This is a genomic window from Streptomyces sp. NPDC059740, from assembly GCF_042733155.1.
In the GTDB taxonomy this organism is placed as follows: Bacteria; Actinomycetota; Actinomycetes; order Streptomycetales; family Streptomycetaceae; genus Streptomyces.
On sequence record NZ_JBHWGP010000068.1, the window covers coordinates 1 to 17,940 of the forward strand.

The following is a 17,940-nucleotide window of genomic DNA, read 5'->3' on the forward strand; positions in this document are numbered from 1 at the left end:
CCCCGGGTTCGGCGCGGGGCCGGCCGCCGCCCGCCTGCGTGGCCGTCCGGACGCCCGGGCGGAGGCGGACCGGCCGCACCCGCCAGAACGGGTGCCGGCGCTCATCCCACCTTGGCCGGCACCCGCGGCAGGGCGCGCCGCAGCCGCTGGAACGGGCGCGGCCGGTCGAGGGCGAGCACCGCGCAGGGTGCGCCGTCCCGCTCCCACGTGGCGAGGAACCCGCCCTCCTCCAGCGACCCCTCCACGAGCCGGAAGCGGTCCCCGGGCCCGCGCTCACCGGCGAACTGGAGGCGGGAGCCGTAGCTGTCGGACCAGAAGTACGGCACCTCCCGCAGCACCTCGGCGGTGTGGCCGGCCAGCAGGTTGCGCACGGCGACGGCGGGTTGCCGTGTCGCGGCCGTCCAGTGCTCGGTGCGGACCCCGTCGACACGCGCGACGTCCCCGACCGCCACCACCTGCGGCAGGGCCGTGACACACCCGGCGTCGCACACCACACCGTCCCGCACCGCCACCCCCGACCCGTGCAGCCAGTCGGTGACGGGCGCCGCTCCCACACCCACCACCACGACGTCGGCAGGCAGCAGCCGCCCGTCGGCGAGCGCCACCCCCGTCACCCGGGAGGCGCCCCTGACCTGCGCCACCTGCGCGCCCGTCACCAACTCCACGCCGCCGCGGGCGTGCAGCCGGGCGCACGCGGCGGCGGCCTCGGGCCCCAGCTGCGGCAGCAGCGGCAGCGGGGCGGCCTCCACGACGGTGACGCCGTGCCCCAGCCGGGCGCAGGCGGAGGCGGTCTCGGCGCCCACGAAACCGCCGCCGACGACCACGACCCGGCGTGGCGGGCCCGCCAGCTCCGCGCGGAGCGCCCGCGCGTCGTCCAGCGTGCGCAGGGTGTGGACCCCGGCCGGCCGGCGCCCGGGCAGCGTCCGGGCGGCTGCGCCGGTGGCGACCACCACCCCGTCACCGTGCACGACCCGCCCGTCGGCGAGGACCACGGCCCGGCCGGCGGCGTCCAGCGAGACCGCCGCCGTCCCCAGCAGCCACTGCGCGTCCAGCTCCGCCAGTTCCTCGTCGTCCAGGAGGCGCAGGGCGGGCTCGCTCACCGTGCCCTCCAGGACCCCCTTGGACAACGGCGGCCGGTCGTAGGGCGGGTGGCTCTCGGCGCCCACGACCACCACCCGTCCGTCGAAACCCTGGGCGCGCAGCTCCCGCACCGCGTGCACCCCGGCGACCGAGGCGCCGACCACCGTCACGGTCCTCATGCCGCGGACTCCTCCCCGGCGGCCAGGTGCAGGTGGATCATTCCCTCGTCGACGGTGAGGGTGTGGGTGCGCAGGGGGCGACGGGCCGGAAGGCAGGTCGGTTCACCGGTGCGCAGGTCGAACGAGGCGGCGTGCAGCGGGCATTCGATCCAGCAGCCCTCCAGCCACCCCTCGGAGAGGGAGGCATCCTGGTGGCTGCACGTGTCGTCGACGGCGTACAGCTCGCCGTCGGCGTTGAACACCGCTACGGGCGGGATGGTCTCGACGCGGACGGACTCTCCCGCAGGGAGGTCTTCGAGGCGGCAGACGGGGATCACGGCCCCCCCTCTCAGTGACGACTGTTGAGTAACATGCTGTTCCGCATGGCGCATAAGGGAGCGCTATGCGGAACAGAATCCGGGTGGAAGGTCCGCCACGTCAAGGACTTTCCGGCAATGCGGCCCGTACCGGTCGAGCGACAGAAGAGTTGAGTGATGACCAGCAGGCAGCGGCAGACGGCGAAGGCGCAGGGCACACGGCCGAAGAACCCCAGGGGCGCCGGCAGCGCCATCCAGTCGGTGGACAGAGCGGTGAGCGTGCTGGAGATCCTCGCCCGCCACGGCGAGGCCGGAGTCACCGAGATCGCCGACGAGTTGGAGGTCCACAAGTCCACGGCCTTCCGGCTGCTCGGCGTCCTGGAGGAGCGCTCGCTGGTCGCCCAGGCCAAGGACCGCGGCAAGTACTACCTGGCGGCAGGGGTGCTGCGGCTGGCCGGAGCCGCCGCGGCGCGGCTGGACATCTCCCAGGAGGGCGCACCGGTCTGCCGCGAACTGGCCGACGAGGTGGGCGAGACGGTCAACATCGCCGTCCTGGACGAGGACGCCGCCGTCAACATCATGCAGGCCAGGGGCGCCGCCTCGGTCACCGCCCAGAACTGGCTCGGCAGGCGCACCCCGCTGCACGCCACCTCCAGCGGCAAGGTGCTCCTGGCGCACCTGCCCACCACCCTGCGCGAGGGGCTCATGGCCCGCACCCTGCCCCGCTTCACCCCCGCCACGGTCACCGGCACCGCCGCGCTGCGGGAGGAACTGCGGTGCGTCACCGAGGACGGGTACGCCCTGGCGCGTGAGGAGTTGGAGGTGGGTCTGACCGCGGTCGCCGCGCCCGCCAGGGCCCACGACGGCCAGGTCATCGGAGCCCTGTCCATCTCCGGGCCGGTCTACCGGCTGGACGAGGCGCGGCTGGGTGAACTGTCGGGCCGGGCGGTGGCGGCGGCAGCCGAACTCTCCCGCCGGATGGGGTACGGCGGCGACTGAGGAGCCCCTGCGGGAGGTGCTGCGGCGCGGGACGGGAGACCGGCCCGCGCCGCAGCGCGTCCGGGCGCCCGCGCCTGCCCACCGGCTGTTTTCGGTCCCGTGCCGCCGCCCTCTTGACGGGCTCTTGCCGCCGTTCCCACCATGTCTCTCATCGCGCAACGCATCGTGCACAGCGCAACATAGGGAGTTCGTCGTGGCACACGAAGTCCGCGCCGTCATCGCGTCCAAGAAGGGTGCACCGGTCCAGGTGCGCCCCATCCTCGTCCCCGACCCCGGACCGGGAGAGGTCCTGGTCTCCGTCCAGGCCTGCGGGGTCTGCCACACGGACCTGCACTACCGGGAGGGGGCCGTCGGCGAGGACTTCCCCTACCTGCTCGGACACGAGGCGGCCGGCCTGGTCGAACAGGTCGGACCCGGCGTGGCCGACCTGCTTCCCGGCGACTACGTGGTCCTCGCCTGGCGGGCGCCCTGCGGTGACTGCCGCTCCTGCCGCCGCGGCCGGCCCTGGTACTGCTTCGCCTCCCGCAACGCCGCCCAGCCCATGACCCTCACCGACGGCACCCCCCTGACCGCGGCCCTGGGCATCGGCGCGTTCGCCGAGAAGACGCTGGTCGCCGCCGGCCAGGCGGTGAAGGTCGACCCCGCGGCGCGTCCGGCCGCCGCCGGCCTCATCGGCTGCGGCGTGATGGCGGGCTACGGCGCCGCCGTCCACACCGGGGGCGTCGGACGCGGGGACACCGTCGCGGTGATCGGCTGCGGGGGCGTGGGCTGCGCCGCCGTCGCCGGCGCCTCGCTGGCGGGAGCCCGGCGCGTCATCGCCGTCGACCTCGACGACGCCAAACTCGACGGCGCCACCCGCTTCGGCGCCACCCACACCGTCAACTCCTCCGGCACCGACCCCGTCGCGGCGGTACGCGAACTCACCGGCGGCCTCGGCGTGGACGTCGCCATCGACGCCGTCGGACGCCCCGAGACCTTCCGGCAGGCCTTCCTCATGCGCGACCTGGCCGGCACGCTGGTGCAGGTCGGCGTCCCCGAACCCGACATGCGCACCGACCTGGAGCTGACCGAGTTCTTCTCCCGCGGCGGGGCCCTGAAGTCCTCCTGGTACGGCGACTGCCTGCCCTCGCGCGACTTCCCCGTCCTCATCGACCAGTACCTCAGCGGACGTCTGGACCTCGGCGGTTTCGTCAGCGAGACCATCGCGCTCGACGAGGTCGAGGGCGCCTTCGCAAAGATGCGCGGCTCCCGCGTCCTGCGCTCCGTCGTCCTCCTGTGAACCGCGGCCCGCAGCCGCCCCGCACCCCGCGCCCGGGCCTCCCCGCACCACCACCGCCGCCCGTGCCACCCCTCCTTGAGGCCCGCAGGGGCCCTCCGCCCCGGACCGTCCCACCACTCACCCCTGGAGCGGCATGTCCACCACCCCCGCAGCACCCCACCGGGCAGGCCCCCGCGTGGTCGTCATCGGCGCCGGCATCGTCGGCTGCTCCCTGGCCGACGAGCTGACCGCCCGCGGCTGGCACGACGTCACCGTTCTCGAACAGGGGCCGCTGCCCGCCCCCGGCGGCTCCACCTCGCACGCCCCCGGACTCGTCTACCGCACGAGCCCCTCGCGCACCCTCACCGCCTTCGCCCGCTACACCGTCGAGAAGTTCTCCGCGCTGCACCACGAGGGCACCTCCTGCTTCCAGGCCGTCGGCGGCCTGGAAATCGCCACCACCCCCGAACGCTGGGCCGACCTGCACCGCAAGGCCGGCCTGGCCGCCTCCTGGGGGGTGCGCGGCGAACTCGTCGACGCCGCCCGCTGCCGCGAACTGTGGCCGCTGCTCGACGAGTCTGCCGTGCTCGGCGGCTTCCACACCCCCGGCGACGGCCTGGCGCACGCCGTCCCCGCCGCCCAGGCCCAACTGGTACGGGCAACCGCCCGCGGCGCCCGCTTCCTGGACCGGCACACCGTCACCGGCATCGAGCGGTCCCGGGACCGTGTCACCGCAGTCGTCACCGACCGCGGCACCTTCCCCGCCGACCACGTGGTGTGCGCCGCGGGATTCTGGGGCCCCGTCATCGGACGCATGGCCGGGGTGAGGGTGCCGCTGCTGCCGCTGGCCCACCAGTACGCGCGCACCACACCCGTCCCCGGGCTCCGCGACGAGGCGGCCGGGGACGCCGAAGCCTCCCGGCCCATCCTGCGGTTCCAGGACCGCGACCTGTACTTCCGTGAACACGGCGACCGCCTCGGCATCGGCTCCTACGCCCACCGCCCGCTGCCCGTCGACCCGTTCACCGTCCCCGGCTACGACCTCGCCCGCGCCCGGCACCAGTCCATGCCCTCCTCGCTGCCCTTCACCCCCGAGGACTGGGAACCGAGCTGGCGCGACTGCCGGTGGCTGCTCCCCGCGCTGCGTGACGTGCGCATCGAGGAGGGGTTCAACGGTGTCTTCTCCTTCACCCCGGACGGCATGCCGGTCATCGGGGAGGCCCGCGAACTGCGCGGCTTCTGGCTCGCGGAGGCTGTCTGGGTGACGCATTCCGCAGGCGTGGCACGGGAGTTGGCGCGCTGGATGGTCGAGGGGCGCCCCGGCATCGACCTGCACGGCTGCGAGCCCGCCCGCTTCGAGGAGGCCCAGTCCGCGCCCGCCTACGTCCACGACCGGGGCGCCCGCCAGTTCGTCGAGGTCTACGACGTCATCCACCCCCAGCAACCCTCGCAGGCGGCCCGGCCGTTGCGGGTCAGCCCCTTCCACGCCCGGCAGGTCGAGCTCGGCGCCCACTTCCTGGAGGCCGGCGGCTGGGAGCGCCCCCACTGGTTCGAGGCCAACGCCCCGCTGGCCGAAGGGCTCGACCTGCCCGCACGCGACGCCTGGTCGGCCCGGCACTGGTCGCCGATCGCCGCCGCCGAGGCGAGGGCCACCCGGGAGGGCGTCGCCCTCTACGACATGACGCCGCTGCGCCGCCTGGAGGTCACCGGCCCCGGCGCCGCCGACTTCCTGCAGCGCACCACCACCGGCAACGTCACCCGCAAACCGGGCGCCGTCACCTACACCCTGCTGCTGGACGAAGCCGGCGGCATCCGCTCCGACCTCACCGTGGCCCGCCTCGCCCCCGACCACTACCAGGTCGGCGCCAACACCCTCGCCGACCTCGACTGGCTGAGCCGGCACGCCCCCGCCGACGTCCAGGTGCGCGACGTCACCGCCGGCACCTGCTGCGTCGGCGTGTGGGGGCCGCGCGCCCGCGACCTCGTCCAGCCCCTCACGGACGAGGACTTCTCACACGAGGGCTTCGGCTACTTCCGCGCCCGGCGGGCCCACCTCGGCCACGTCCCGGTGCTGGCCATGCGGTTGTCCTACGTCGGCGAGCTGGGCTGGGAGCTCTACACCACCGCCGACCTGGGCCTGCGGCTGTGGGACACGCTCTGGGAGGCCGGGCGGGAACTCGGGGTGGTCGCCGCGGGCCGCTCCGCCTTCAACAGCCTCCGCCTGGAGAAGGGCTACCGCTCCTGGGGCCACGACATGAGCGCCGAGGACACCCCGGAGGAGGCGGGCGTCGGCTTCGCGGTGCGCTGGGACAAGGGCGACTTCACCGGCCGCTCGGCCCTGGCCGCCCGCGGCCCCGCCACCCGCCGCCTCACCCCGCTCCTGCTGGACGACCCCGCGGACGTCGTCCTCGGCCACGAACCGGTGCGGCTGGCCGGCGAGGCCGTCGGGTACGTCACCAGCGCCGCCTACGGCTACACCCTCGGCCGCTGCGTCGCCTACGCCTGGCTCCCGGTACTCGCCCCGACAACCGCCGTCACCGTGGAGTACTTCGGCCGCCACCTCGCCGCGACCGTCGCGGAGGAACCCCTCTTCGACCCGAAGATGACCCGCATCCGCCGCTGAGACCGACCCGGCCGCGCCCCACCCGGACCGCGGCACCCCAGAGGAAGGACCGGAATGCCACCCACCTACGACGTCGCCGTCATCGGCCTCGGCGGCATGGGCAGCGCCACCGCCCACCACCTGGCCGCCCGCGGCGTCCGCGTCCTGGGACTGGAACGCTTCGGCCCCGCCCACCACCGCGGCTCCAGCCACGGCGGCTCCCGCATCATCCGGCAGGCCTACTTCGAGGACCCCGCCTACGTCCCGCTGCTGCTGCGCTCCTTCGAGCTCTACGAGCAGCTGCGGCAGGACACCGGCCGCGAGGTCACCACCGCCTGCGGCGGCGTGATGGTCGGACGGCCCGACTCTCGCGCCGTCGCCGGGTCCCTCCGCTCCGCCCGGCAGTGGGACCTGCCCCACGAGATGCTGGACGCCGCCGAGATCCGCCGGCGCCTGCCGACCATGACGCCCCGCGAGGACGAGGTGGCGCTCTTCGAGCCCGCCGCCGGCCTCGCCCGGCCCGAGCAGACCGTCGCGGCACACCTCCAGCTCGCCGCACGCCACGGCGCCGACCTCCACTTCGACGAGCCCATGACCCGCTGGGAGCCCTGCGGCGAGGGGGTGCGCGTCCACACCGCCGAGGAGACCTACACCGCGGGCCACCTGGTGATCTGCCCCGGGGCCTGGGCGCCGCGGCTCCTCACCGACCTGGGAGTGCCCTTCACCGTCGAACGGCACGTCATGTACTGGTTCGAGCCGCGGGGTGGCACCGCCCCCTTCCACCCCGACCACCACCCCGTCTACATCTGGGAGGACGCGGCGGGCGTCCAGTTCTACGGCTTCCCCGCCATCGACGGGCCCGGCCTGGGCGCCAAGGTGGCCTTCTTCCGCAAGGGCACCCCCTGCACCCCGGACACCATCGACCGCGACGTCCACGACGGGGAGGTCCAGGCCATGGCCGCACACCTCGCCCCGCACCTGCCGAGCCTCCCCGGCACGTTCCGCAAGGCCGCCACCTGCATGTACACCAACACCCCCGACGAGCACTTCGTCATCGCCCGGCACCCCGCCCATCCCGGGGCGACGACGGTGGCGTGCGGCTTCTCCGGCCACGGCTTCAAGTTCGTGCCCGTCGTCGGCGAGATCACCGCGGACCTGGCCCTGACCGGCACCACCTCCCACCCCATCGACCTCTTCGACCCCAGCCGCCTCACCGCCCCAGCCGTCTGAGGAGCCCGACGTGAGCACCGCACCGATCTTCCCCGACCCCGCGGTCACCGACGACACCCGGCCCGCCAGTCTGCTGGCGACCCTCCCCGGCACCTACTACACCGACCCCGAGGTCTTCCGCCGTGAGCAGGAGCACGTCTTCGAGCAGAACTGGGTCTGCGCCGTGCGCAGCGCCGACCTCGACCGCCCCGGCGCCTTCCGCACCGTCCGGGCCGGCCGCGAGAGCGTGCTGGTGGTGCGCTCGCGCACCGGCGGCCTGAACGCCTTCCTCAACGTCTGCCGCCACCGCGGAGCGCGCCTGTGCACGGCGGAGAGCGGGACGGTGCGCCGCAACCTCCAGTGCCCGTACCACGCCTGGACCTATGCCCTGGACGGCCGGCTGGTGGCCGCCCCCAACCTCACCGGGATGCCGGACGTCGACCGCACCGCCTACGGGCTGCACCCCGTGGCGCTGCGCGAGTGGCTCGGCTACGCCTGGGTGTGCCTGGCGCCGACGCCGCCCTCCTTCGAGGAGACGGTCGTCGGAGCGGTCACCGAACGGCTCGGCGACCCGGCGGCGGTCGAGGGTTACCGCACCGAGTCCCTGGCGCTGGGCCGGCGCATCACCTACGACGTGGCGGCCAACTGGAAGCTCATCGTCGAGAACTTCATGGAGTGCTACCACTGCGCCACCATCCACCCCGAACTCACCGATGTCCTGCCGGAGTTCGCGGACGGGTACGCGGCGCAGTACTACGTGGGCCACGGGGCGCAGTTCGCTCCCGGGGCGCGCGGCTTCACCGTGGACGGCGAGGAGGGCTTCGGCAGGCTGCCCGGCGTCGCCGACACCCAGGACCGCCGCTACTACGCCGTCACCGTCCGGCCGGCCGTCTTCCTCAACCTCGTCCCCGACCACGTCATCCTGCACCGGATGTTCCCGCTGGCCGTGGACCGCACCGTCGTGGAGTGCGACTGGCTCTACGCCCCCGAGGTCGTCGACTCCGGGGCGGACCTGAGCCGCTCGGTGGAACTCTTCCACCGCGTCAACAGCCAGGACTTCGAGGCGTGCGAGCGCACCCAGCCCGCGATGGCCTCCCGCGCCTACCGCGAGGGCGGTGTGCTGGTGCCCACCGAACACCACATCGGGGCGTTCCACAGCTGGCTGCGGGGGGCGCTGGGGGAGGAGCCGGCAGCCTGAGTCACCTTCCGAGGCGGCGGGGCGACCGGTCCGGCCGGATCGCTCCCCGAGCGGAGGCGGCGCCCTCCTGGCCGGACGGGCCGCGGGCCGGCGCGGCCCGGCGGAGGGGACCGGTGGCTGACGGACACGGACGGGGGTCGCGCCGGGTTGGCCGGGCGCCCGCCCCTCACCGCGCCGCGTCGACCGCCGCAGGGTCCACCGTCCAGTGGTTGACCCGCAGCGGCCGGCCGGCCCAGAGCAGGTCGGTCTCGCCGAGCAGGTCGAAGCCGACCGAGCGGCACACGCCGTTGGAGCCGGGGTTGCCGACCGCGGGCAGGGCGTGGACCGTCCCCCACCGGCCGTCCTGCGCGGCCTCGGCGAGCAGGGCCCGCACGAAAGCGCCCGCCACCCCCCGGCCCTGGAAGGGCGGCAGCACCATCCACGCGATCTCGGAGACCGGCTCGTCGTGGAGCTGCGAGGACCACAGCGAGACACCGCCGACCACCGTGCCCGGCGTGGTCCCCGCGGTGGTGCCGTCACTGACGATCATCCGGATCCAGGAGACGTCGGCCGCCGCCTCCCCGGCGTCGCGCGCTACCTTGCCCTCCATGCCCTCGCGGGGCAGGGGACCGCCGAGGTGGGTCATCATCACCGGATCGCACCGCATCCGCACGTACGCGTCCACGTCGTGGGGTGTCACGTCCCTCATGTACACCGCGGCCTCCTCGCCGAGCCGGTCGCGCGACCGGCACGGACCCGGTCTACCAGAGGGGACCGACAGCGGACCGCCCCCGACGGCGCGGACGCCTTTGCCGGCGGCGCGGAGGAGCGGGGGCGGTCCCACCTCTGGACCCGGCAGGCCCTCGGCAGGTATCGGTAACGGATACTGGTAGGTCGAGTCGAGCGCCTTCGGCTGTTAATGCGACAAAAAACAACAAACAGAAACATTCGAGCGACAACACAAGAAGAGGTTCACCTCGTGGCAAGGGTTCCGAGACGGCTCCGCATGGTGAGCGTCGCGCTGGCGGGGCTGCTGTGCGCCTCGCTCGCGGGGTGCAGCAGTACGGGCGGCAAACGCGCCGAGGACGCGCGGGAGGCACGGGCGGCCGGCGGCAGGTCGACGGTCACCACGCCGCGGTGGACCTTCGCCATGGTCAGCCACTCCGCCGACGGCGACTCCTTCTGGGACATCGTCCAGCACGGTGCCCAGGAGGCCGCCCGCAAGGACAACATCCACTTCGTCTACGGGCACGACGAGGAGGCGCAACGCCAGAGCCAGCTCGTCCAGTCCTACATCGACCAGAAGGTCGACGGCCTCATCGTGACCCTCGCCAAGCCCGACGCCATGAAGGCCGTCGTCGCCAAGGCCGAGAAGGCCGGCATACCCGTGATCACCGTGAACTCCGGCTCCGAGGTCTCCAGGAAGTACGGCGCCCTCACCCACATCGGGCAGGACGAGACCGTCGCCGGCGAGGCCGTGGGCACCGAGCTGAACAAGCGCGGCCGCAAGAAGGCCGTCTGCGTCCTCCACGAGGAGGGCAACGTCGGCCACGAACAGCGCTGCGCCGGCGTCGCCAAGACCTTCGAGGGCAAGCTGGAGAAGCTCTACGTCCAGGGCACCAACATGCCCGACGTCCAGGCCTCCGTGGAGTCCAAGCTCCAGGCCGACCCCGGCATCGACGCCGTCGTCACCCTCGGCGCCCCCTTCGCCGACACCGCGGTCAAGGCCAGGCAGGAGGCGGGCAGCCACGCCGAGGTCGACACCTTCGACCTCAACGGCAAGGTGGCCGCCGGCCTCAAGAGCGGCGACCTCGGCTTCGCCGTCGACCAGCAGCCCTACCTCCAGGGCTACGAGGCCGTGGACCTGCTGTGGCTGTACAAGTACAACCGCGACATGCTCGGCGGCGGCAAGTCCGTCCTCACCGGCCCGCAGATCGTCACCAAGAAGGACGCCTCAGCCCTCGCCGCCTACGCCGACCGGGGCACCCGATGAGCGCCACCGCTCCGGGGACCGACACCGCCCCACCCGCCCCGGCCGGCGGTGACGAGCGCCTGCTGCCCCGCTCGCCGCTGCGCGCCCTCGCCGCCCGCCCGGAGCTGGGCTCGCTGGTGGGGGCCGTCGCCCTGTTCGTCTTCTTCTCCCTGGTCGCCGAGCCCTTCCTGCGGGCCTCCAGCCTCTCGACGATGCTCTACGCCTCGTCCACCGTCGGCATCATGGCGGTGCCCGTCGCCCTCCTCATGATCGGCGGGGAGTTCGACCTGTCGGCCGGCGTCATGGTGATCAGCTCCGCGCTGGTCTCCTCGATGGTCAGCTACCAGTTCACCGCGAACACCTGGGTGGGTGTCGGCGTCTCGCTGCTGGTCACCCTCGCCATCGGCTTCTTCAACGGCTTCCTGCTCACCCGGACGCGGCTGCCCAGCTTCATCATCACGCTGGGCACCTTCTTCATGCTCACCGGCCTCAACCTCGGCTTCACCAAGCTCGTCGACGGCACGGTCTCGACCAAGACCATCGGCGACATGGAGGGCTTCGACTCCGCCCGCCGGGTCTTCGCCTCGCACCTGACCCTGGGCGGCGTCGACTTCCAGGTCACCATCGCCTGGTGGATCCTGCTGGTGGCCGTCGGCACCTGGGTCCTGCTCCGGACCCGGGTCGGCAACTGGATCTTCGCGGCCGGCGGGGGAGCGGACGCCGCACGCGCGGTGGGCGTCCCCGTGGTCAGGACCAAGATCGGCCTCTACATGGGCGTGGCCCTGGCCGCCTGGATCTCCGGCCAGCACCTGCTCTTCTCCTACGACGCGATCCAGTCCGGCGACGGCGTCGGCAACGAGTTCTTCTACATCATCGCCGCCGTGGTCGGCGGCTGCCTGATGACCGGCGGTTACGGCTCCGCGATCGGCTCCGCCTTCGGTGCCCTGATCTACGGCATGGCGAGCAAGGGCATCGTCTACGCCCAGTGGGACCCCGACTGGTTCAAGTTCTTCCTCGGAGCGCTGCTGCTCGTCGCCACGCTCCTCAACGCCTGGGTCCGCAAGCGAGCGGAGGCCTCGTCATGACCACCACCCCCACGCCCACCGCCGAGGACACCCGCACCCCGCTGGTGGAGCTGCGCGACGTGGCCAAGCTCTACGGCAACGTCCGCGCGCTGGACGGGGTCTGTCTGGAGGTCCACCCGGGAGAGATCACCTGCGTCCTCGGCGACAACGGCGCCGGCAAGTCCACCCTCATCAAGATCATCGCGGGCCTCCACCGGCACGACGCCGGCACCTTCGCCCTCGACGGCGAGGAGGTGCGGCTCGCTTCGCCGCGCGAGGCCCTCGACCTCGGCATCGCCACCGTCTACCAGGACCTCGCGGTCGTCCCGCTCATGCCGGTCTGGCGCAACTTCTTCCTCGGCTCCGAGCCCACCCGCGGACGTGGCCCGCTGCGCCGCCTGGACGTGGCCGCGATGCGCTCCACCACCCGCTCCGAGCTGGCCCGCATGGGCATCGACCTGCGCGACGTCGACCAGCCCATCGGTACCCTCTCCGGCGGCGAGCGGCAGTGCGTGGCGATCGCCCGCGCCGTCTACTTCGGCGCCCGGGTGCTCATCCTCGACGAACCCACGGCCGCGCTCGGTGTGAAGCAGTCCGGCGTCGTGCTCAAGTACGTCGCGGCGGCCCGTGACGCCGGCCTCGGTGTGGTGCTGATCACGCACAACCCCCACCACGCCCACCTCGTCGGCGACCGGTTCGTCCTGCTCAAGCGCGGCACGATGGCCGGCAGCCACCTGCGCTCGGAGATCACCCTGGAGGACCTGACCCGGCAGATGGCGGGCGGCAGCGAGCTGGAGGAACTCAGCCACGAACTGGCCCGCGCCGAGAACACCGGAGGGGCCGGGACGCCCTCGGCCTGACCGGGGCGCGGCAGCGGTCACCCGTGCGGGAGCACCGGCCGGTATCCGGGGTACACGCCCGGGTGAGTGGGCCGCCCCCCGCTGCGGCCGGAGCCGCGGTGCGGCGGACGGTGCGCGTGATGCACAATCGCACGGCGGGTCGCCGACCCGCGCGGACCCCGGTCGCGGCGGGCTCAGGCCCGGCCGCACCCACCGGGCGCCCGGCGCGAGCGGCACCCCGACACAGCCACCGAGGCCGCCACGGGCCTCCCTAGATCCGCAGGGACGAAGAACTCTTGCGAGCACGCAGCGCCGACCTCGGCGAAAGGGCGGACCGATGAGCCAGTACCGCGAGAGGGTGCACCGCGGGTCCGCCAGAGCGACCGTGCTGCGGACGGTCGGGACCCGGGAGCGCCGCTCCCACCTCAGCGCTCCCCGCGTCCCGACCGTCGGCATCGACATCGGCGGCACGAAGGTCATGGCGGGCGTCGTCGACGCCGACGGCGAGATCCTCGAAACCCTCCGGACCGAGACGCCCGACAAGTCCAAGAGCCCGAAGGTCGTCGAGGACACCATCACCGAGCTCGTGCTCGACCTCTCCGACCGCCACGACGTGCACGCCGTCGGCATCGGGGCGGCGGGCTGGGTGGACGCCGACCGCAACCGGGTGCTGTTCGCCCCCCACCTGTCGTGGCGGAACGAGCCGCTGCGCGACCGGCTCTCCGGCCGTCTCGCCGTACCCGTCATGGTCGACAACGACGCCAACGCCGCCGCCTGGGCCGAGTGGCGCTTCGGCGCCGGCCGCGGCGAGGACCACCTGGTGATGATCACGCTGGGGACCGGCATCGGCGGCGCGATCCTGGAGGACGGCGCGGTCAAGCGGGGCCGCTACGGCGTCGCCGGTGAGTTCGGCCACATGCAGGTGGTGCCCGGCGGACACCGCTGCCCCTGCGGCAACCGCGGCTGCTGGGAGCAGTACAGCTCCGGCAACGCCCTGGTGCGCGAGGCCCGCGAGCTGGCCGCCGCCGACTCCCCGGTGGCCTACAACATCATCGACCGGGTCGGCGGCCACATCCCCGACATCACCGGGCCCCTCATCACGGAACTGGCCCGCGAGGGTGACGCGATGTGCGTCGAACTCCTCCAGGACATCGGCCAGTGGCTGGGCGTCGGCATCGCCAACCTCGCCGCCGCCCTCGACCCCTCCTGCTTCGTGGTCGGCGGCGGTGTCAGCGCCGCCGACGACCTGCTCATCGGGCCCGCCAGGGACGCCTTCCGCCGCACCCTCACCGGCCGCGGCTACCGCCCCGAGGCCCGGATCGCACGCGCCCAGCTCGGCCCGGAGGCGGGTATGGTCGGAGCTGCGGACCTCGCCCGGCTCGTCGCCCGGCGCTTCCGGCGGGCCAACCGCCGGCGCGTGGAGCGCTACGAGCGGTACGACAGAGCGGTCCGCCCGTGACCGACGTGTACCAGCCCCCCGTGAGTGAGGACCGCATGCCCTCCCCCTCACCCCGCCGCAGCGCCCTGCGACGTCTGCTGACCGGCACCGTGATCTTCCTGCTGGTGGCGATCCCCGCCGGCTACCTGGCCATCTCCGCCCAGCAGAGCAGGGTGGGGGGCGAGGACACCCAGGAGGAGGCGATGGCCACCGGCCTGACCTACGGCCACCCCTCCCGCGTCCAGCAGCGCACCTACGACGTCGTGGTGCCGCACGGCGCGAAGCCGGCCTACTACTACGAGAGCAACCTCTGGCGGACCAGCACGCTCTACGTGCAGTTCACGACGTCCGACAAGGGACTGAAGAAGTTCCTGCACCGCCTGCACGCCACCCGGTCCGACCTGGCGGACGGCAGCCGCACCATCACCGGGAGCGAGGCGGCACAGGTCGGCTGGGACCTCGGCGGCGGTCAGAAGTGGGCAGGGATGACCCACAAGGAGAAGGCGCCGGAGCCCACGCAGCGGATCACCGTCAACTTCGACACCCCCGGTCACCCCGACGTCTACGTCGTCTCCACGGTCAAGTTCTGAAGGACCGGACCCGGAACGGGTCGGACCCCCGGACGTCCTCCGGCGGACGTCCGGGCCGGTACCTGACCCCGAGGTAAGGAGGGGTTGCGCCGCTGGATAGCGTGACCGGGTGAGCGAGAAGACCCTCCAGTACCGGATCGACGGCCCCGACAGTCCCGACACCGACGTCCTCGTCCTCGGCGCGTCGCTGGGCACCACGTGGCACATGTGGGACCGGCAGGTCCCCGAGCTGGCCCGCCAGTGGCGCGTCGTCCGCTTCGACCTGCCCGGTCACGGCGGCTCGCCGGCGTACCCTGCGGCCTCGGTCGCCGAACTCGCCGACCGCCTGCTCGCCACCCTCGACGAGCTCGGCATCGACCGCTTCGGCTACGCGGGCTGCTCCCTGGGCGCCGCCGTCGGCCTCCAGCTCGCCCTGACCCGCCCCCGACGGGTCACCTCGCTGGCCCTCGTCTCCGCCTCACCGCGCAACGGGACGGCCGACGCCTGGCGCCAGCGCGGGGTCGTGGTCCGCACCAACGGCCTGGACCCCATCGCGCGCACCGCGCCCGAGCGCTGGTTCACGCCGGTCTTCGCCGGGGCCCAGCCCGCCATCGTGGAGTGGGCCGTGGAGATGGTGCGCACCACCGACCCCGGCTGCTACATCGCCGCCTGCGAGGCGCTGGCCGCCTTCGACGTCCGCAGCGAGCTGGGCCAGGTACAGGTGCCCACCCTCGTGGTGGCGGGCGCCGACGACCACCTGACCCCCACCACCGACGCCAGGGCGCTGGTCGCGGGCATCCCCGACGCGGGTCTGGCGCTGGTGCCCGCTGCCTCCCACCTGGCCCCCGTGGAGCAGCCGGCAGCCGTCACCGACCTCCTCACCCGGCACTTCACCACCGCCTGGCACGACCGGCCCGGCACCGGCACGGGCACCGGAACCGGCACCCCGGCGGCCACCGTCGTACCGCCCCGCCCCACCACCTCGCCCAGCCAGCCCGCCGCCATCGAGTCCGGCCTCACCCCCCCGGCCACCGCGGACGCGGGCTCCTACGAGCGGGGAGTACAGGTGCGGCGGGAGATCCTGGGCGACGCCCACGTCGACCGGGCCGAGGCCGAGGCCGACGACTTCACCGGCGACTTCCAGAACCTCCTCAGCCGCCTGGTGTGGGGCGAGACCTGGACCCGGCCGGGCCTGGACCGCCGCACCCGCAGCGTCGTCACCCTGACCGCGCTGCTCGCCCGCGGCCACCAGGAGGAGTTGGCCCTCCACACCCGGGCGGCGCTGCGCAACGGGCTCACCCCCGACGAGATCAAGGAAGTCCTGCTGCACGCCGCCGTCTACTGCGGGGTGCCGGCGGCGAACACCGCCTTCCGCATCGCCCAGCGCGTCATCCGCGAGGAGACCTCCCCCGAGGAGTGAGCACGCGGGCCCCGCCCCGGCGCACCCGACCGCCCGTAGAGCGGGCCCTGCCCGGCCCGGTGACGCGGGTCACGGCAGGATGGGTCCATGGAACTCACGAAGAAGACGCACGCCTGCGTGCGGCTGGAGAAGGACGGCCGGACGCTCGTCATCGACCCGGGCGGCTTCAGCGAGGAGGACGCGGCCCTGGGGGCCGAGGCGATCCTCATCACCCACGAGCACGCCGACCACTTCGACGAGAGCCGTCTGCGGACCGCGATGGAGAACGACCCGGCCGCGCAGATCTGGACGCTGCGGAGCGTCGCCGAGAAGATCACGGCCGCCTTCCCGGGGCGGGTGCACACGGTCGGCGAGGGGGACACCTTCACCGCCGCCGGCTTCGAGGTGGAGGTGCACGGCCAACTGCACGCCGTCATCCACCCCGACCTGCCGCGGATCACCAACGTCGGCTTCCTCCTCGACCAGTCCGTCTTCCACCCCGGTGACGCGCTCACCGTGCCGGGCCGCCCGGTGGACACCCTGCTGCTGCCGGTCCACGCCCCGTGGAACAAGGTGGGGGAGGTCGTCGACTACCTGCGGGAGGTCCGTCCCCGCCGCGCCCTGGACGTCCACGACAGCCTGCTGCGCGACCACGCCCGGCCGATCTACGACGGCATGCTCGCCTCGCTCGGCGGCACCGACCACGAGCGGCTGGCCCCGGGGGAGCGGACCGCCGCCTGAGCCGGTGCTCCGCCGCGCGCCTGCGGGACCGGACGGCCCCGCAGGCGCGTCCCGTCCTCTGAGCCGGCTGTCGGTGGTGGACGGTAGGTTGGCGCACATGCGCATCGCCACCTGGAACGTGAACTCCGTCACCGCCCGTCTGCCCAGGCTGCTGGCCTGGCTGGAGAGTGCTGGTCCCGACGTCCTCTGCGTCCAGGAGACCAAGTGCACCGCCGAGCAGTTCCCCGCCGCCCAGCTGCGGGAGCTGGGCTACGAGGCGGCGGTCAACGCCGACGGCCGCTGGAACGGCGTCGCCATCCTGTCCCGGGTGGGCCTCGACGACGTCGTCCCCGGTCTCGTCGGCGGCCCCGAGTACGACGGGGTACAGGAGCCGCGGGCGCTGAGTGCCACCTGCGGCCCGGTCCGCGTCTGGTCGGTCTACGTGCCCAACGGCCGCGAGATCGACCACCCCCACTACGCGTACAAGCTCAGCTGGCTGGAGGCGCTGCGGGCCGCGGTCGCCGGGGACGCGGCGGGGGAGCGCCCGTTCGCCGTCCTCGGCGACTACAACATCGCGCCCACCGACGAGGACGTGTGGGACACCGCCGCCTTCGAAGGGCTGACCCACGTCACCGACGCCGAACGGGCCGCCCTGGGGAAGCTGGCGGACACCGGCCTCTCCGACGTCGTGCCCCGGCCGCTGAAGTACGACCGGCCGTTCTCCTACTGGGACTACCGTCAGCTCTGCTTCCCCAAGAACCGCGGCATGCGCATCGACCTGGTCTACGGCAACGCCCCCTTCACCGCCGCGGTCTCCGACGCCTACGTCGACCGTGAGGAGCGCAAGGGCAAGTCCCCCTCGGACCACGCGCCCGTCGTGGTCGACCTCGACGTCTGAGGCTCCTGCGGCCCGGGCCTGTTCCGCCACCGGAGCCGGCACCGCCGCCACCGTGGCCGACACCGCCCCTGTCGCGCCTGTGGCCCGGTCGGCTTCCGCGGTGGGACCCTGTCGACCATGAACCCGTCGTTCTGGCAGAAGTGGCGCAGGCCGGCCGAGGGCGAGGGCCCAGGGCGTCCCGGCGCAGCGGCCTCCCACGACGCCTCGGTGGTCGCCGATTTGCTCTCGGAGTGCGAGCCTG

At 73.6% G+C, this 17,940-nt stretch carries 16 protein-coding genes; 13 read left to right on the top strand and 3 right to left on the bottom strand.

Annotated elements, in window-relative coordinates; all coding sequences use genetic code 11:
• Positions 1-101: 101 nt before the first annotated feature.
• Together ACFV3R_RS33600 and ACFV3R_RS33605 are read right to left on the bottom strand one after the other, a co-directional pair.
• Positions 102-1,259, bottom strand: a complete 1,158-nt coding sequence (locus ACFV3R_RS33600) for an NAD(P)/FAD-dependent oxidoreductase (RefSeq protein WP_385591085.1) — start codon at positions 1,257-1,259, stop codon at positions 102-104.
• Positions 1,256-1,576, bottom strand: a complete 321-nt coding sequence (locus ACFV3R_RS33605) for a bifunctional 3-phenylpropionate/cinnamic acid dioxygenase ferredoxin subunit (protein WP_385591088.1) — start codon at positions 1,574-1,576, stop codon at positions 1,256-1,258. Before ACFV3R_RS33605 ends, ACFV3R_RS33600 begins: the two co-directional genes overlap by 4 nt.
• A gap of 231 nt (positions 1,577-1,807) precedes the next feature.
• On the opposite strand from ACFV3R_RS33605, the gene ACFV3R_RS33610 reads away from it, so the two are divergent.
• From ACFV3R_RS33610 to ACFV3R_RS33630, 5 genes are all read left to right on the top strand, one after another.
• On the top strand, positions 1,808-2,554 hold the full coding sequence (locus ACFV3R_RS33610; RefSeq protein WP_385591121.1) for an IclR family transcriptional regulator: 747 nt from the start codon (positions 1,808-1,810) through the stop codon (positions 2,552-2,554).
• Between the two features lie 193 nt (positions 2,555-2,747).
• The gene (locus tag ACFV3R_RS33615) at positions 2,748-3,833 is read left to right on the top strand and encodes an S-(hydroxymethyl)mycothiol dehydrogenase (RefSeq protein WP_385591090.1); all 1,086 of its coding nucleotides are present in this window, start codon (positions 2,748-2,750) and stop codon (positions 3,831-3,833) included.
• Between the two features lie 133 nt (positions 3,834-3,966).
• Positions 3,967-6,435 (top strand): FAD-dependent oxidoreductase, encoded by a 2,469-nt coding sequence (locus ACFV3R_RS33620; protein WP_385591093.1) that lies wholly within the window; start codon positions 3,967-3,969, stop codon positions 6,433-6,435.
• Between the two features lie 54 nt (positions 6,436-6,489).
• The gene (gene solA / locus ACFV3R_RS33625; RefSeq protein WP_385591095.1) at positions 6,490-7,644 is read left to right on the top strand and encodes an N-methyl-L-tryptophan oxidase; all 1,155 of its coding nucleotides are present in this window, start codon (positions 6,490-6,492) and stop codon (positions 7,642-7,644) included.
• A gap of 10 nt (positions 7,645-7,654) precedes the next feature.
• Complete coding sequence (locus ACFV3R_RS33630; RefSeq protein WP_385591098.1) at positions 7,655-8,821, top strand: aromatic ring-hydroxylating dioxygenase subunit alpha; 1,167 nt, start codon at positions 7,655-7,657, stop codon at positions 8,819-8,821.
• 166 nt (positions 8,822-8,987) lie between these two features.
• On the opposite strand, the gene ACFV3R_RS33635 is transcribed toward ACFV3R_RS33630, so the two are convergent.
• Positions 8,988-9,509: a GNAT family N-acetyltransferase gene (locus tag ACFV3R_RS33635; RefSeq protein ID WP_385591100.1), complete on the bottom strand. Its 522-nt coding sequence runs from the start codon at positions 9,507-9,509 to the stop codon at positions 8,988-8,990.
• 297 nt (positions 9,510-9,806) lie between these two features.
• Between ACFV3R_RS33635 and ACFV3R_RS33640 the strand changes: the two genes are divergently transcribed.
• The 8 genes from ACFV3R_RS33640 to ACFV3R_RS33675 all read left to right on the top strand — a co-directional run bounded on the left by ACFV3R_RS33640 (position 9,807) and on the right by ACFV3R_RS33675 (position 17,699).
• Complete coding sequence (locus ACFV3R_RS33640; RefSeq protein WP_385591102.1) at positions 9,807-10,793, top strand: sugar ABC transporter substrate-binding protein; 987 nt, start codon at positions 9,807-9,809, stop codon at positions 10,791-10,793.
• A complete protein-coding gene (locus ACFV3R_RS33645; RefSeq protein ID WP_385591104.1) occupies positions 10,790-11,857 on the top strand; it encodes an ABC transporter permease in 1,068 nt (355 codons plus the stop codon). Before ACFV3R_RS33640 ends, ACFV3R_RS33645 begins: the two co-directional genes overlap by 4 nt.
• Entirely contained in the window at positions 11,854-12,696 is an 843-nt protein-coding gene (locus ACFV3R_RS33650; protein WP_385591106.1) for an ATP-binding cassette domain-containing protein, read from the top strand. The genes ACFV3R_RS33645 and ACFV3R_RS33650 overlap by 4 nt, the downstream gene beginning before the upstream one ends.
• Before the next feature lie 316 nt (positions 12,697-13,012).
• The gene (locus ACFV3R_RS33655; protein WP_385591109.1) at positions 13,013-14,134 is read left to right on the top strand and encodes an ROK family glucokinase; all 1,122 of its coding nucleotides are present in this window, start codon (positions 13,013-13,015) and stop codon (positions 14,132-14,134) included.
• 20 nt (positions 14,135-14,154) lie between these two features.
• On the top strand, positions 14,155-14,703 hold the full coding sequence (locus ACFV3R_RS33660; protein ID WP_385591112.1) for a hypothetical protein: 549 nt from the start codon (positions 14,155-14,157) through the stop codon (positions 14,701-14,703).
• A 109-nt stretch (positions 14,704-14,812) separates the two neighbouring features.
• On the top strand, positions 14,813-16,102 hold the full coding sequence (pcaC, locus tag ACFV3R_RS33665; RefSeq protein ID WP_385591114.1) for a 4-carboxymuconolactone decarboxylase: 1,290 nt from the start codon (positions 14,813-14,815) through the stop codon (positions 16,100-16,102).
• 87 nt (positions 16,103-16,189) lie between these two features.
• Entirely contained in the window at positions 16,190-16,822 is a 633-nt protein-coding gene (locus ACFV3R_RS33670; protein ID WP_385591117.1) for an MBL fold metallo-hydrolase, read from the top strand.
• Between the two features lie 97 nt (positions 16,823-16,919).
• Positions 16,920-17,699 (top strand): exodeoxyribonuclease III, encoded by a 780-nt coding sequence (locus tag ACFV3R_RS33675; protein ID WP_385591119.1) that lies wholly within the window; start codon positions 16,920-16,922, stop codon positions 17,697-17,699.
• Positions 17,700-17,940: the final 241 nt, after the last annotated feature.

Excerpts from the sequence above, each read along its gene's own strand:
- ACFV3R_RS33670 (WP_385591117.1), top strand. The coding sequence starts at position 16,190 with ATGGAACTCACGAAGAAGACGCACGCCTGCGTGCGGCTGGAGAAGGAC.
- ACFV3R_RS33640 (WP_385591102.1), top strand. The coding sequence starts at position 9,807 with ATGGTGAGCGTCGCGCTGGCGGGGCTGCTGTGCGCCTCGCTCGCGGGG.
- ACFV3R_RS33650 (WP_385591106.1), top strand. The coding sequence starts at position 11,854 with ATGACCACCACCCCCACGCCCACCGCCGAGGACACCCGCACCCCGCTG.
- ACFV3R_RS33655 (WP_385591109.1), top strand. The coding sequence starts at position 13,013 with ATGAGCCAGTACCGCGAGAGGGTGCACCGCGGGTCCGCCAGAGCGACC.
- ACFV3R_RS33620 (WP_385591093.1), top strand. The coding sequence starts at position 3,967 with ATGTCCACCACCCCCGCAGCACCCCACCGGGCAGGCCCCCGCGTGGTC.
- solA (WP_385591095.1), top strand. The coding sequence starts at position 6,490 with ATGCCACCCACCTACGACGTCGCCGTCATCGGCCTCGGCGGCATGGGC.
- ACFV3R_RS33675 (WP_385591119.1), top strand. The coding sequence starts at position 16,920 with ATGCGCATCGCCACCTGGAACGTGAACTCCGTCACCGCCCGTCTGCCC.
- ACFV3R_RS33600 (WP_385591085.1), bottom strand. The coding sequence starts at position 1,259 with ATGAGGACCGTGACGGTGGTCGGCGCCTCGGTCGCCGGGGTGCACGCG.
- ACFV3R_RS33635 (WP_385591100.1), bottom strand. The coding sequence starts at position 9,509 with ATGAGGGACGTGACACCCCACGACGTGGACGCGTACGTGCGGATGCGG.
- ACFV3R_RS33645 (WP_385591104.1), top strand. The coding sequence starts at position 10,790 with ATGAGCGCCACCGCTCCGGGGACCGACACCGCCCCACCCGCCCCGGCC.